The 14,451-nt window shown below is 55.7% G+C and carries 12 protein-coding genes; 6 read left to right on the top strand and 6 right to left on the bottom strand.

The genetic code is table 11. The annotated features are described in order from the left end of the window. Positions 1 to 29: 29 nt before the first annotated feature. The 4 genes from MOY_RS14915 to MOY_RS14900 all read right to left on the bottom strand — a co-directional run bounded on the left by MOY_RS14915 (position 30) and on the right by MOY_RS14900 (position 3,620). Entirely contained in the window at positions 30 to 644 is a 615-nt protein-coding gene (locus MOY_RS14915; RefSeq protein ID WP_009101343.1) for a TorD/DmsD family molecular chaperone, read from the bottom strand. A 4-nt stretch (positions 645 to 648) separates the two neighbouring features. After that, positions 649 to 2,373: a 4Fe-4S binding protein gene (locus MOY_RS14910; protein WP_009101341.1), complete on the bottom strand. Its 1,725-nt coding sequence runs from the start codon at positions 2,371 to 2,373 to the stop codon at positions 649 to 651. A gap of 186 nt (positions 2,374 to 2,559) precedes the next feature. Next, a complete protein-coding gene (locus MOY_RS14905; protein ID WP_009101339.1) occupies positions 2,560 to 3,183 on the bottom strand; it encodes a DUF3306 domain-containing protein in 624 nt (207 codons plus the stop codon). After that, positions 3,180 to 3,620: a DUF3305 domain-containing protein gene (locus MOY_RS14900; RefSeq protein ID WP_009101337.1), complete on the bottom strand. Its 441-nt coding sequence runs from the start codon at positions 3,618 to 3,620 to the stop codon at positions 3,180 to 3,182. The genes MOY_RS14905 and MOY_RS14900 overlap by 4 nt, the downstream gene beginning before the upstream one ends. A gap of 172 nt (positions 3,621 to 3,792) precedes the next feature. Between MOY_RS14900 and MOY_RS14895 the strand changes: the two genes are divergently transcribed. Genes MOY_RS14895 through MOY_RS14875 form a run of 5 tightly spaced genes read left to right on the top strand, consistent with a single transcriptional unit; the run spans position 3,793 to position 8,532 of the window. Beyond that, entirely contained in the window at positions 3,793 to 4,650 is an 858-nt protein-coding gene (locus MOY_RS14895; RefSeq protein WP_009101335.1) for a formate dehydrogenase accessory sulfurtransferase FdhD, read from the top strand. After that, positions 4,647 to 5,267: a molybdenum cofactor guanylyltransferase MobA gene (mobA, locus tag MOY_RS14890; RefSeq protein ID WP_009101333.1), complete on the top strand. Its 621-nt coding sequence runs from the start codon at positions 4,647 to 4,649 to the stop codon at positions 5,265 to 5,267. Before MOY_RS14895 ends, mobA begins: the two co-directional genes overlap by 4 nt. Continuing rightward, complete coding sequence (gene moeA / locus MOY_RS14885) at positions 5,264 to 6,517, top strand: molybdopterin molybdotransferase MoeA (RefSeq protein WP_009101330.1); 1,254 nt, start codon at positions 5,264 to 5,266, stop codon at positions 6,515 to 6,517. The genes mobA and moeA overlap by 4 nt, the downstream gene beginning before the upstream one ends. Continuing rightward, a complete protein-coding gene (moaA, locus tag MOY_RS14880) occupies positions 6,514 to 7,521 on the top strand; it encodes a GTP 3',8-cyclase MoaA (RefSeq protein ID WP_009101327.1) in 1,008 nt (335 codons plus the stop codon). The genes moeA and moaA overlap by 4 nt, the downstream gene beginning before the upstream one ends. Before the next feature lie 3 nt (positions 7,522 to 7,524). Next, positions 7,525 to 8,532, top strand: coding sequence for a CobW family GTP-binding protein (locus MOY_RS14875; protein ID WP_009101325.1), 1,008 nt, complete (start codon positions 7,525 to 7,527; stop codon positions 8,530 to 8,532). Here MOY_RS14875 and MOY_RS14870 read toward each other — a convergent pair. Then, positions 8,500 to 11,493, bottom strand: coding sequence for a bifunctional diguanylate cyclase/phosphodiesterase (locus MOY_RS14870; protein ID WP_009101322.1), 2,994 nt, complete (start codon positions 11,491 to 11,493; stop codon positions 8,500 to 8,502). The genes MOY_RS14875 and MOY_RS14870 overlap by 33 nt on opposite strands. Positions 11,494 to 11,786: 293 nt before the next feature. Here MOY_RS14870 and MOY_RS14865 point away from each other — a divergent pair, with 293 nt between their 5' ends. After that, positions 11,787 to 12,692, top strand: a complete 906-nt coding sequence (locus MOY_RS14865; protein WP_009101320.1) for a LysR family transcriptional regulator — start codon at positions 11,787 to 11,789, stop codon at positions 12,690 to 12,692. A 60-nt stretch (positions 12,693 to 12,752) separates the two neighbouring features. Here MOY_RS14865 and MOY_RS14860 read toward each other — a convergent pair whose 3' ends face one another. Further along, the gene (locus tag MOY_RS14860; protein WP_009101318.1) at positions 12,753 to 14,270 is read right to left on the bottom strand and encodes an NCS1 family nucleobase:cation symporter-1; all 1,518 of its coding nucleotides are present in this window, start codon (positions 14,268 to 14,270) and stop codon (positions 12,753 to 12,755) included. Positions 14,271 to 14,451: the final 181 nt, after the last annotated feature.

Genomic DNA, 14,451 nt, shown 5'->3' with positions numbered 1-14,451 from the left:
GGGGGTCTCCTCTTTCATGCCCTTTCTTTTTATGGCTCAACAATACGAACCGGCTGATAGGCCGCTTGATCACTCAAGCTAGCCTGTTCGCTTTCCATAAAAGCGCCACCCAACTGCCCAAGCGCTGCATAGAAAGCGGTGTCTACCTTGGCAAGGTCAGCAAAACAGCTACCGGCCCAGGGCTTGATATGTTGCTGAAAAAAGTAGCCTTGCTCTTGGCTCTGCGAGGCCACCAGCATTGCCATGACTTCGCATACAGCGGCTAGGTGATCTTCTGGCTCATGGACCGACTCGCGACGTTCAAAGCCTAATGCGCGCAGGTCGTGGCGCAGCGCCACCAACGCCGCTTCCATTAACTCGCCGTTTAAGTACCAGGAGCCATAAGGGACTATCTCGCCCTGAATGACGCCCACCAAATGGCGAAAATAAGCACGCTGTAACGCCTCAGGCGTAGTGTCACGGGCAGTGCTTGATAGCGCCGCCCAGCACTCTGCCAGTCGGCTGCCATCCTGCTCGATCTCAAGCGCTGCCAACCATTGCAGCAGCTCTGTGTCCGGCGCTTGGCGCAATAAGCTGGCTAGTAGCTGATAAATATCAGATCTCAGTGCCTCTGAATCACTCAGCGTGGGCATCGCATGGCTCATGGCTTTACACCTTTAATTGCGCGTCAGGGTCGCGGATCATGGTTTTCCAAACGTCCTTCACCCGGCAGTCTTCACACATTTCTAAACGTGCCATCGCCTCACCAGCAAAGTAAGGGTGGTGGGCGAGTTTTTGTTTAATCGCCGCCACGGTACTGGCCGTTGCAAAGGCTTTGCCACAGCTAATGCACTCAAACGGCGCCTCTTCATGGCAAACATGCCGCACATGCCGCTCAGGAGCGGCTAAAAATCCAGGCAACAGGCTAATGGCGTCTTCAGGGCAGGCCTTTTCACATAAGCCGCACTGCACACAATCCGCTTCGCGGAAGCTAAGCGAAGGCGTATCGCCACCGGCACTCAACGCAGGGGTTGGGCAGTTGCTAACACAGGCGTAGCAGAGCGTACAGGCGACACTATCTACTTCGATAGCACCATAAGCAGCACCGCTTGGCATCGGGTGGCGTTCGCCACTGGGTGTTCCAAGCGTGGCTAAGTGTTCCAGCACACGATTTAACCGCTGGCGCTTATCTGGTTCAGGCAAGGCCAGTGCAGCATCGGTTAGCGGCGTTAAGACGGGTAGCGCATCGCGGGCGTCACTATCGCCTGGCTCAATGAGCTGGATACGCGCGGCATCATGACCCAGCGCTTCAAGCAGGCTACGGGCCTGAGTAAGCTGATCAGTTAAAAAAGCGCTTAAGCGTGGAGGCATTGCTTCGTGCAGATGGATGCGCACTTCAGCGGCACCACTGGCCAGCGCGGTGAGCCACTGGTCGTGACCCGCAGCGCCAAGCTCTTCAAGAGGCGCATCCAATATGAAGCCCGGCGTGACGACGCCCGTTTGGCGTTCAGCGTCGAGGGAGTCTTGGGTGATAAAGCGCACTACCGGCACTTGCCCACCGGCCTCGCGATAGGCGGCCAGCCATGTCGACAAGGTGTCCTGCTGCCGGCGGGTTTCTGGCAAGCGAAACTCAATGGCGCCGGTAGGACAGGCGCTGGTACAGCTACCAACGCCCTGGCAAAGAAAGGGGTCAATTTCAATGCGCGACTCGATCCGCCCTTTATAGCTGGAAATGGCGTCTGCAGGGCAAACATCCAGGCAACGCGTACAGCCGATATTACCGCTGGATGAGTGGGCACACAGGTCGCTATTGACCTGAAAGTAACGTGGTTTATCAAACTCGCCAATTAGCTCAGCAACACTGTCTAGCACTTCACCAGGGTTGCTGGCCGTTGCCCAATCAAGCGCCACGTAGCCAGGCGGCGGCAACTCCCAGGGAGGCGTGTTAATCGAACACTCGGCCCCGGTCATGTCCAACACCACGTCAAAGTTACTTCGCTCAATCAGCGCTTGGGCCAGGTTAAGTACGTCACCTTCAACGGGACGAAGCTCAACGTGAAAAGCCCCTAAGTGGCCCGAAACGTGGAGCTGCTGCAACTGTTCAATGGAGAAGCGGCGCTCTATTAATGGCTCGCTGCCGACGGTAAGCGCGCTCTGCTGCTCAGGCTCATCCGTCATCAGCAGGGTCAGCGAAGCAAGACCGCGACCTTGTAAAAGGCGGGCGGCCGAGTACGCGGTATGAGCGCTGCCAATTAACAGCACATGGCCACGACTATGGTAGGTCACATTAGCCGGCGTTAAATTGGCCGGCCACGAGATGCGCTGACGCACCGCCTCACGGGCGGCGACATTGCGCTGGTCGTCTAACGACGCCAGTTGGATACGTTGATTCATGCATGCTCACGGTCAGAAAGTCATTTTTGTTATAATGAAATGTCATTTTTTAATTTCAGACGCTTATCTTAACGCTTTCTATTCCTTGAGCGTATGGGCCTATGGTCTTTTTTGCCACTCTCTTAGCGACTGAAACGTCAACGCTAAGCCATCTATATACTCATAACCCATTGTATAAAAATAATTTTATTGTTTTTCGTGTGTTGCTCCTGATGGGGCACTTACTCTATCAGACTGGTCGTCTAGACCGCCATTTTGCGCTAAATGCTCCTCATCTTCACAGGCATTCAACGCAGCTGAATGCTCTTCCACACCCGTTTTTTCTTCCTCTGTGATCGTTTCATCTACGACATTTTCATTAGTAGCGACGTGCTCTTCTGCCTTATTGGCCCAACGCCGCAATTTACTCGCTAGCTCACTCGCCATGGGCTTGAGTTGCTGACGGTAGTCGGCATCGTAGTCGTCTAAGCCATCACGCACGTTGTAGTTACCCGTAGCCCATAGCCGTTTGAGCGCTCGACGACGTAGCGCAGCGCTAACGCCAGAAGCCATAAACACGCTGAAGTCACTGCCTGGGGGCAACGCATCAGGGTCAGGTAACGTATGGTCCAAGCTGCCCGGTGCGGGCGTCTCATCAACCGCTTGCTGTGATGACAACTCGCTGGGCGCAGCCTGCTCTTCTGCGCCATCGTTTATCGGTGCGCTCTCCCGGGGCCGTTCTTCCACTGTTGCTGATGCCGCGCTTTCCAGCGGTTGCTCATCAACTTCTTCACCGCGCTTTTTGCGCGACCAGCGCTCTAATCGGCTCACTGCGGCTGCTCCTTGGTGGGCAGTTCTTTTGCTCGCCCGGCCCCTTTACGTTTTTTCTTACGCATTTCCAGTGGCGCCTCGCCATGGCGGGCAAGGTAATTTTCAATCCATACCTGAATCGCCATGGGCATCGGCGCTTCTAGCACCTGCTGCTCGCCATCCAGCCAGCCGGCCGCCACATCCTGGCTCGCGGTGATGGCATCCGGCTTAGGCGTTTGACCACTAAATCCTGCCCGTACGAATAGCCGAGGAGAAGCCGACGTTAGATTAAAGCGGTAGGCAGCACGCTCAGTCATCGAAAGCTGAAGCGCTAGCACACACTCGCCCTGATCTCCGGGCGCTAGGCTAGCAATGCGCCACTGTGTCAGGGTAAAACCCTTCACCTGTTTAGGCTCAGCGACCAAGGTAATACTCAATGCGCGTAAATTATCCGTCATAGCGGGAGACCTCTTAGCTAATTACCTTAGACTTAGAATGGGTAGACAAGTAAGCCCCCCGAGCGCCATCATCGTCAACTCAGAGTGTTTTACTCAACTATTATTGTTTTTAGGTACTGTTTTTCAGGTATTGCTGTTCAGGCGCTTGATTAAGTACCAGCGAGGATTGCGGATGCCCGCCCTTCAATTAAGCCGAGCCCGGTTACCAGCGACCACCACTATCAACGTCATGGATGCCTATGGCGAAACACGCCAGCAGGCGATTGCCGCCGAGCGCGCTTTGACGGTTTACCTCAATAAACGCGAAATCGTTACGCTCATGACCTTGGGAGACGACCCAGAAGCCCTGGTGGTGGGCTATTTGCGTAATCAGGGGCTGCTGCGCTCGGCCGAGGACTTAACCGCCGTTCAAGTGGAGTGGGAAGTGGAAGCGGCCGTTGTGGTTACACGCCACCTGCCGGAAGATTTAGAGGCGCGTTTAAGTACGCGCACGGTGACCACCGGCTGCGGTCAAGGAACGGTGTTTGGCAACTTGCTCGCCCAAACCTCATTAACCACCCTGCCTGAAACACTGCTTACGCAGTCAACGCTCTACCAGCTACTGAGCAATCTTAACGCTTACAACGAGACGTACCGCAGCGCAGGCGCGGTACACGGCTGTGCGCTATGCCGCCAAACCGAGGTGCTTGATTTTGTCGAGGATGTTGGCAGGCATAATGCCGTAGACACCTTGGCAGGCCGCCAGTGGCTTAAGCAAGCGGAGAGTGCTAACGCCGACATTTTTTACACCACGGGCCGCCTGACCTCCGAGATGGTGCTAAAAGTAGCGCAGATGGGCATTAGCGTGCTGGTCTCACGCTCCGGCGTCACCCAAAAAGGCGTGGAGCTGGCCGAGCGCTTCGGCGTGATGCTGATTGGCCGCGCTAAGGGAAAAAACTTTCAGGCGATCAATGCTAATGGCCGTTTAACCCTTGACGCCATCCCCGACAAACCACCGACTGCGCGCACATCAAAGGAGGCGGGCGTATGATCGCAACACACGACATAACCGGCATGATTTTGGCCGGCGGTGAAGGTCGCCGGATGGGTGGCCGCGACAAAGGTCTTGAACCCTTCGCCGGGCTGCCGCTGGTGGCCCATGTTGCAAAGCGCTTGGAAGGCCGCGTGGCTGAGCTGCTGATTAATGCCAACCGCAATAGTGACGGCTACGCGCCATTCGCTAACCGGGTGATAGAAGATGCAGAGGGCGGCTTTAAAGGGCCGTTGATGGGCATTTATAGCGGGCTACGGGCGGCTAAAACGCCCTGGCTTCTGGTCGCCCCTTGCGACTCCCCTGCTCTACCCAACGACCTCGTGCCGCGCATGCTTGCGGGCATTATGACGGAAAGCGGCGAGCAGGATATCGCCGTCGCCTTCGACGGTGAGCGCCTTCACCCGGTTGTCGTCCTCTTGCGCACCTCGTTAGCTGACGACCTTGCCGACGCCCTTGCCCAGGGCGAGCGCAAAATCGACCGCTGGTTCGCCCGCCACGCGTGGTGCAAGGTGGATATGTCCGACTGCCCTGAGGCGTTTGCCAACTTAAATACTGAGGAAGAAAAACATCGCTTGGAGCTAGCGCTAGCGACTGCCCCCCAGGAGAGACTATGAGCCTGTCGTGCTTTGAGCTAGGCGAACAGATGCTCCCCGTTGACACCGCGCGGGAAGCGCTTATGACACTGGTTGAGCGCCCAGTGGGGAGTGAGTACATCGCGCTCAGTCAGGCCTATGGCAGGCGACTCGCTGTCGATATCACCGCCCCTATTAATGTGCCGCAAAACACCAATGCTGCCATGGACGGGGTAGCGCTTGCTTGGCCCGAAACAACGCCTTGCCAGACCCGCTGGCCCATTGCAGGCGACGCCTTTGCGGGGCACATGTTTGCAGGCCAAGTGCGTGTAGGCCAGTGCGTGCGCATTACTACCGGCGCCCCGCTACCCGCAGGCGCTGATACCGTCGTTATGCGGGAGCAGCTAGTAGAGCACCCTGATTGCGTGGTGATTGATGCGCCTGAGCGGGTGTTACGCGGCCAGCACGTTCGCCAAGCAGGGGAAGATATCGCTGCTGGCGAAGTTGCCCTGGCCGCGGGCACTCGCCTTGATGCCGCTAGTTTGGGGCTTGTTGCCTCGCTGGGTTATGCCAACGTTGCGGTCTTTAAACGCCCCAAGGTAGCAATTTTCTCCACCGGTAATGAAGTGACGCCCCCTGGCGAGGCGCTACCCAGCGCCGCTATTTACGACACCAACCGATTTGCCTTGATGGGCCTACTCGCCGAACAAGTCGCTGAGGTCGTCGACCTAGGAATTCTGCCCGATGATCAAACCGTCATTCAGCATGCGCTGGCAGACGCTGCCGAAAACAGCGATTTAGTGATTACCAGCGGCGGCGTTTCCGTCGGCCATGCCGACTTCACTCGCCAAGCGTTAGAGCAGCTTGGGCAGTTAGCTTTCTGGCGGGTGGCGCTGCGCCCAGGGCGGCCCATGGCCTGCGGCAGGCTTGGCCAATCGCACACGCCGTTTATTGGCTTGCCCGGCAACCCGGTGGCGGTCATGGTAACCTTTAGCCAGTTTGTGGTCCCGCTGCTGCAACGCCTGCAAGGGCAAATGCCTTCACCACCTGCGCGCTTAACGGCCATTGCGGAAACGCCGCTAAAAAGCCGCTTGCAGCGCACCGATTTTTTACGTGGCGTGTATCGCTGCGACTCGCAGGGAACACTGCACGTGCGCACGACCGGCGCTCAGGGGTCGGGTATTTTGACCTCGATGGTAGCGGCCAACTGCCTGATTGAGCTGGGCGATGATCAGGCAGGTGCTCAGCCTGGTGAAACGGTATCCATTCAACCACTAACGGGGTGGCAATGACCGATCCACAGATTGCCAAACAACTGATTGACGACTTTGGCCGCCGTGTCAGCTACGTGCGGATTTCTGTCACTGATCGCTGCGACTTCCGCTGCGTCTACTGCATGAGCGAGGAGATGGTGTTTCTGCCTCGTGCGCAAGTGCTCACCTTGGAAGAACTGGCGATGGTAGCCCGCGCCTTTACCGAGTTAGGCGTTGAGAAAATCCGCCTCACCGGCGGCGAGCCGCTGGTACGAAAAGGCATTGAGCAGTTAGTGGATGAAATAGGCACGCTGCCAGGGCTTAACGACTTCACCATGACCACCAACGGCGCCAGCCTACGCAAACACGCGAAACAGTTGTTTGCGGGAGGCTTGCGCAGGCTGAACATAAGCCTGGACTCACTCGACCCGGAACGCTTTAAGCAGCTCACCCGCACCGGTGATTTAGCCAAAGTGATTGACGGCATCCACGCCGCCAAAGAGGCTGGTTTCCAGCGCATTAAGCTCAACGCGGTGATTTTAAAAGGCCGTAACGACGATGAAGTGCTCGACCTCGTCACCTTCGCCCGTGAGGAAGGTCTCGATATTAGCTTTATCGAAGAGATGCCGTTGGGCGACGTTTCTGACCACTCCCGGGCAGAGACCTTCTACTCCAGCGACGATGTACAGGCACTGATTGAAACGCGCTATCCGCTAATCCCCACCACAGAAAAGACGCCCGGCCCGTCGCGCTACTTTAAAATGGCCGATAGCGAAAGTCGTGTGGGGTTTATCTCGCCCCACAGCCACAATTTTTGCGACACCTGCAACCGTGTTCGCGTCACCGTTGAAGGGCGCCTGCTGCTCTGTCTGGGCAACGAGCACTCGGTAGATCTACGCGCTGTACTGCGCCGCTATCCAGGGGATATGCAGGCACTGAAAACGGCTATTATCAATGCGCTGCCGCTGAAGCCTGAACGCCATCATTTCACCACCGATGGCGACGTTCAGGTGGTACGTTTTATGAACATGACGGGGGGCTAGGGCGTGGCAGCTTTAAAAAAAGTACCGGTGCATATCATCACCGGCTTTTTAGGCAGCGGAAAAACCACGCTTATCCACAGCCTGCTTGAACAAAAGCCTGTGGATGAAACGTGGGCGATTCTGGTCAACGAGTTTGGTCAAATTGGCATTGATCAAGCGATGTTTGACCATCGTGAGGATGTGGTAGTGAAAGGCCTGCCCGGCGGTTGTCTGTGCTGCCAGCTGTCGTTTGTGCTCCAGGCAGCGCTGATAAACCTACTGGCGCGCAGCAAACCTGACCGCGTGATTATCGAGCCCTCGGGGCTGGGACATCCCGCGGGCCTACTTGACCTACTGCGAGGCGAGGCGTTTCAAGACGTCGTGGATGTCCACGACATTATCGCCACGCTCGACCCTCGCCGCCTGGATGAAGCGCGCGTGCGCGCCCACGAAACGTTTCAAGACCAGTTGGCCATGGCCGACGCGGTGGTGATTACCATGCGAGAACAGTCAGCCCCAGAGCAGCTTGAAAATGCTCAGCAGTTCGCCAACGCGCTTTGGCCAACGCGCAAATGGATTCACCACGCTAACGCCGGACAACTGCCTATTTCCCGATTACTTAACAGCGGTAAAGCCACCTCGACGCGTGCCGACGTACCCGTGGCCCATCAACAGCCCACCTCTCCTCCTAGTCTAGAAGGCGGTTTTTTTGACTTTCTACCTCCGCCTGGCAAACCCCAGCAAGAAACCGCTAGCGCCCTTGGCTACACCAGTACCGGTGTGCGCTGGCACCCGAGTGAGCGCTTTGACCTCGACCGCTTAGCAGCGTGGTTGGGCGAACTCCCCGCGGCGGCTCGGGTAAAAGGGGTGTTTCATACCGACAGCGGTTGGAAGCGCCTTAATCGCGCCGACGGTAAACTCAGTGTAGAGGGCTGCGCCTGGCGCCAGGATTCCCGCCTGGAAGTGATTGTTCCCGACGCGCTAGCAACCCGCCTTCAGCTACCCCTTCTGCTGGCTGACCCATTGGGTTAACGCAGACAACGCCATCGGCCGTGCAAACAGATACCCCTGATAACAGTAGCAGCCGTGCTCGGCCAACCAGCGCTGCTGTTCGCCGGTTTCTACGCCCTCAGCAATCACGTCAAGCCCTAAGCTCTTGGCCAGTGCAATGGTACTCTCCACGATCGCCGCATTGGCAGGGCTTTGCAGAATTTCACGCACAAAGCTCTGGTCAATTTTCAGCTGATCCAGCGGCAGTTTTGCCAGGTACGCAAGCGATGAGTAGCCGGTGCCAAAGTCATCCAGAGAGAAGCGTACACCGAGTGCTTTTAATGCTTCCATTTTAGCCCGGGCATCATCGCGGGCTTCTAAAAACAGGCTTTCAGTCACTTCAAGTTTCAACTTTTCCAGCGGCGCGCCAGTGCGTTGCAAAACAGCTTGGGTGCGGGCGAGAAAATCTGGCTCACGGAACTGCAGTGGGCTCACATTCACAGCCATTTCCAAGTGTGCGTACTGCGGCTGCTGCGCCCATTCGGCCAGCTGGCAACACGCCTCTTCCAGCACCCAGTCGCCTACTTCGTTAATTAACCGCGTGCTCTCAAGTAGTGAAATAAACACCCCGGGCGACACCATGCCGCGCTCAGGGTGCTGCCAACGTAGCAGCGCTTCTACCCCCGTTGGCACGCCGTCGCGGTCGACTTGGGGCTGATAGTGCAACCGCCACTGCTGATTGGCCAAGGCATGGCGAAGGTCTGCCTCAAGCCGCGCACGCTGCACCAGCTCTGACTGCATGGCGGGGTCGAAGAAGCTCAGCGTATCGCGCCCGGCTTCTTTGGCCTGGAATAGCGCCATATCCGCTTGCTGCAGATAGTCATCGACGCTTGGCGCACTGCCATCCACCACCGTAATACCAATACTCCCGGTGACCATCACAGTCTCATCGCGCAGCAGTACCGGGCGACGAATAGCGACCAGCAGCTTTTGGGCAATTCCCTCCGCCAGCAGCGCCGTTTGCTCAGCATCTTCGTTGAGCGTATCAATCACCACTGCAAACTCATCACCCCCTAAACGCGCCAGGGTATCTGTTTCCCGTAGTACCGCCTGCAGCTGCGAGGCCATTTGCTGAAGCAGCTGGTCACCGGCGTAGTGGCCCAGGGTGTCGTTGACCTGCTTGAAATTATCTAAATCAATAAATAGCAGCGCGCCGTGATGCGGGTTCCGCGGGCGAGCATTCATCATGGCTTCCAAGCGATCCTTAAACAAACGGCGATTCGCAAGCCCGGTTAACGGGTCGTAAAACGCTAGCTTGTGGATCTCTTTTTCCGCCGCTTTACGCTCGGTAATATCGCTAAGCGTCGCGACATAATGTGTCAGTACACCGTCATTATCTTTAACCGCACTGATGGTGAGCCACTCAGGAAATACTTCGCCATTTTTACGCCGGTTCCAAACCTCACCTTCCCAACTACCTGATTTAGCGACATTACCCCACAGCGTGCGGTAAAAATCAGCATCGTGACGGCCTGAGCTGAACATGCGCGGGTTTTCCCCCAACACATCGCTCTCTTGGTAGCCTGTAATGCGCGTAAAGGTTCGGTTAACTTTTAAAATGCACCCCTGGGCATCGGTAATCAGCATCCCCAGGTGGGTTTGAAACGCAGTCGCAGCAATGCGTAGCTGCACATCATCCAGCTTCGCTTGGGTAATATCTCGCACCAACGCCAGCACCCCATCAAAACCACCGCTAGCATCACTTAACGGGCTGACAGTGGCGGCGAAATATCTCACTTCGTCCTCAAATGTCAGCGAATACTCAAGCTCCTCAGCACGCCGATGGCGCCGTACGCGATAAAAGACGCTGGAAAATGCCTTCGCCACCTCCTCAGGCAACACATCACTGTAGTGTTTTCCGGTAATGTCATGAACACTCTTAAGCAGCCGGTGCTGATGAATCGCGTGAACGTAGATCACGCCCCCCTGGCTATCAAACACAAAGATCATATCCTGGATGGAGTAGACTAACGCCTGTAGCCGCGCTTCTCGCTGCTGCGCCTCTGCCCGTGCCAGCTCTCGCTCCTGCATACGCTGATAAAGCTGCATTTCAAGCTGTAGGCGGTTGAGATAGTGGCGCAAGCCCCAACCCCCCAGCAGGCCAATCAACACCAAAATGGCACTGAGTATCCATAGCCGCTGCCACCAGCCCGCCAGCACCTGCTGCATGCTCTCACCCACCACCACGGCAAACGGCAATCCCTCAACGCGGTGCAGCCAGAACAAGCGATCATCGCCTTCCAGCGGCGAGACGATGCGCATGCTTTCGCGAGGCATAGCGCTGTTTAAAAACTGGGTAATACGCGCGTGATCAATAGGCGTCCCCAGCGCAGTCTGATCATCTAACCCTGGACGGCGCGCCACTAATTGCCCCTGGGTATCAATGATGGCGATGCTCTCACCCGCTCCCATGCTTAAGCGCTGCAGAGCGCTGTCCAAAACACGGGGAGCAATTTGCACCACCGCCAACCCGCTGAAGTGTCCCTCTAAGCCCCGCAGTCGACGCACGTGGGAAATGTGGTAGTCGCGTGAAAAGGCTGACCAATAGAGAGGGGTCACCAGCTGCTCAAGCCGCGGCGATTGTTGAAACGTCTGGAAAAACGCCGTGCCACGGGTATCAAAGCCGGGAGGATGACTCAAGTTCGAACTGACCAGTAGCTGCCCATGCTCATCGATGATGCTTATCTCTTCGACCATCGGCAGGCTATCGCGGCGCTTTTGAAGCAGCGACTCAAAATGGCGGTGTTCAGTAGGAAAAGGGGGCATGGGAGGCTCTAGCAACTGAGAGACATCCATTAACACCTGATCGCTCAGGGAAAACGTGGTGCTTACCCACTCCCCTACCAGCTCCGCACGGGTCGCACTGCGATCTCGGGAGGCGTTGACCTCTTGATGGTATTGATCACTTAATACCCACGTAAACAGCACCAGCAGCCCCACCATGGCTGCATAATAAAGCGCAATGCTCCCCCAGCGCTGACGCCGGTATAAAGGAAAAGCGTTGGAAGACAAAGACGATGACGGCGGCAAACTCTGCGGCATGGTGCCTTAAAATCCTTATAATTATGTTCGCAACGGGAATGCAGGCCCTCTTTTGCACAGGGACAATAGCCCACTGAATAACGTTAAGCGTACAGCTCTATCTACGATTAAATTGGATATAGGCTTAGTTTACAATGTAATAGAGCCATTAAAGAGCTAATTTTGCTAGGTTTCTTCAAGGATATAAAAGCACCATGCCCACTCTAGGCCAAATGAGCGACTATGAAATACGCTTGGTGCGTATTTTTAAAACCGTGGTGGAGTGCGGCGGCTTTACCGCGGCCGAAACTGCCCTGGGGATTAGCCGCTCAGCCATTAGCCAGCACATGAACGACCTAGAAGGCCGTTTAGGCTTTTCACTCTGCCAGCGCGGGCGCGGAGGGTTCAGCTTAACCGAAGAGGGCAAAGAGATTTATCAGGCAGGCCTGACGCTTCTGACGGCGCTGGAGACGTTTAAAAGCGACGTTAACGCCCTGCACCACAGCATCAAAGGTGAGCTGAATATCGGCATTACCGACAACTTAGTAACGCTGCCCGACATGCACGTTACCCATGCACTGGCGAAGCTGACCGCCCCCCATCACAGCGTTACGGTTAATATTCACATGGAGCCTTCGGATGCGGTCATCCGAGGAGTAATGGACGGCCACTTGCAGGTTGGCGTGGTGCCTGCGGTGAACCTGCCCACCAGTTTGGAAACTCGCCTACTTTATGATGAGCCCTCCTACCTTTACTGCTCAGCCGATCATCCGCTTTATAAACAGCCTGACGACGCCATAAGCGCTGCAGAGATTGCCCTTGCGCCCGCCATCACCCCCCGCTACCCACTGCCCAGCGATGCGCGTATAGCCCACGACTCGCTTAACCTACAGGCGTCGGCTTCCGACCGCGAAGGCGCTGCCTTTTTGATTCTCACCGGACGCTTTATCGGCTTTTTACCGGAACACGTTGCCGCCCAATGGGTCGCCGCAGGCAAAATGCGCACGCTCCATGCAGCCACCCTCCACTATCTAACGCCCTTTGTGTTAATCACCCGCCGCGACCGCCGCCCCAACCGAGTGGTTAATGCATTTTTAAGCTTTCTCAAACAGCCAGACTAAACCGTCAACGCCCAGCCAAAGGCCGGGCGCTGTTTTTGCTGACCAAGCGTTAGTAACGTTTTATGGCTGTTTTATCACTTCACTTGCGTCTAGCGGCGTAGGACCCACCTGAGATGAGGTGGCTAACGCTTGGCTTGCAACATAATAAACAATCGCGCCCAACGCTGAGCCAGTAAACCAGCCGTAGTCATAGAACCAGTTCATAGTGCCGGTTAATAGTGAAAGCAACGTCAGCACCACAGGCACACCGAAAGCGATAAATCCCGCTACATTCACCGCAGGGTACGCATGGTTATCCATATAGAGGCTGGGCACGTCTAGACGCTGCTTTTTAATCAAAAAGTAATCAACTGCCATAATACCTGCAATAGGGCCTAACAAGCTGGAGTAGCCAAGCAACCAGTTAGCGTACATCTGCTCTAAGGATACGCCTTGGGTGATCACGCCTGCTTTTTGTAACAGGTCATAACCCATCAGCAGCACGCCTACCGCCCCTGTCATCAGCACGCCACGCGTCTGATTTATCCACTTAGGTGCAATATTTTGGAAGTCGTTAGTAGGCGATACAATGTTCGCGGCCGTATTCGTGGAAAGCGTCGCAATAATAATAAACACCATCGCCAGCACCACCCAGAAAGGGCTGTTGATCATGCCAATCAAGTTGACCGGATCAGCAATGGTTTGCCCCACCAGTGACTCAGATGCAGCGGTGAGTACCACCCCAAGTGCTGCAAAGAAGAACATGGTCAGCGGCAAGCCCATCACTTGCCCTACAATTTGGTCTTTTTGGCTTTTCGCGAAACGGCTGAAGTCGGGAATATTCAGCGACAACGTGGCCCAAAAACCTACCATAGCGGTTAAGCCAGCAAAGAAGTAACCATAAACCGACGCACCTTCAGGGCGCGATGGCGGCTGAGCCAGCAGCTCTGTCATCGACATATGCGGCCATGCCCACATCATCAGCCCAATCCCCACCGCCAACAGTAACGGCGCGGCCAGTGTTTCCAGCCATTTGATCGATTCAGCGCCACGAATCACCACATACAGATTCATCGCCCCAAAGACAAAAAAGCCGATCACTTCACCAACGCCACCCAAGGCTGCCCAGGCAGGAATTAACGCAGAGAGCAGCAGGTGAATAGCGAGACCGCCAAACATGGTTTGGATACCAAACCAGCCACAGCCTACTAACGCCCGTACTAAACACGGCACGTTAGAGCCTAAAATACCAAACGATGAGCGCAGTACGACGGGAAAGGGAATGCCAAATTTCGTGCCAGGAAAAGCGTTTAAGGTGAGCGGAATCAGCACGATGATATTGGCCAGAAGGATAGCAAACAGTGCCTCCCCTACGCTTAAGCCAAAATAGGCGGTGAGTACCCCCCCCAGCGTATAGGTCGGTACACAGATCGACATCCCTACCCATAGCGCGCCAATGTTCCATTTACTCCAGGTTCTTTCAGCCGCCTTTGTGGGGGCAATATCCTCGTTAAAGCGTGGGCTATCACGAACATCGTTTTCGACATCAAGTTCAATTAGCCCCTCTCTATCCACCATTTGGGAGGTTCGCTCGGTCATAGTGTTCTCCTCAGCAGTGCTGTTGCCCGTTGTATTCACGGTATCGCTTTATGTGCAGCAATAAGCGTGCCTAAACCAGCCACTAAGCTATTAACTTATTGATCAAGAAGCTGACTTATCTGACAGACATACAGACACTGTTAGCGTGATTGTTATTATTCGCCTTATGGTTTTACAAACC

This window comes from Halomonas sp. GFAJ-1, assembly GCF_000236625.2.
Lineage (GTDB): Bacteria > Pseudomonadota > Gammaproteobacteria > Pseudomonadales > Halomonadaceae > Vreelandella.
This window is presented reverse-complemented; position numbering and strand designations above follow the sequence as displayed.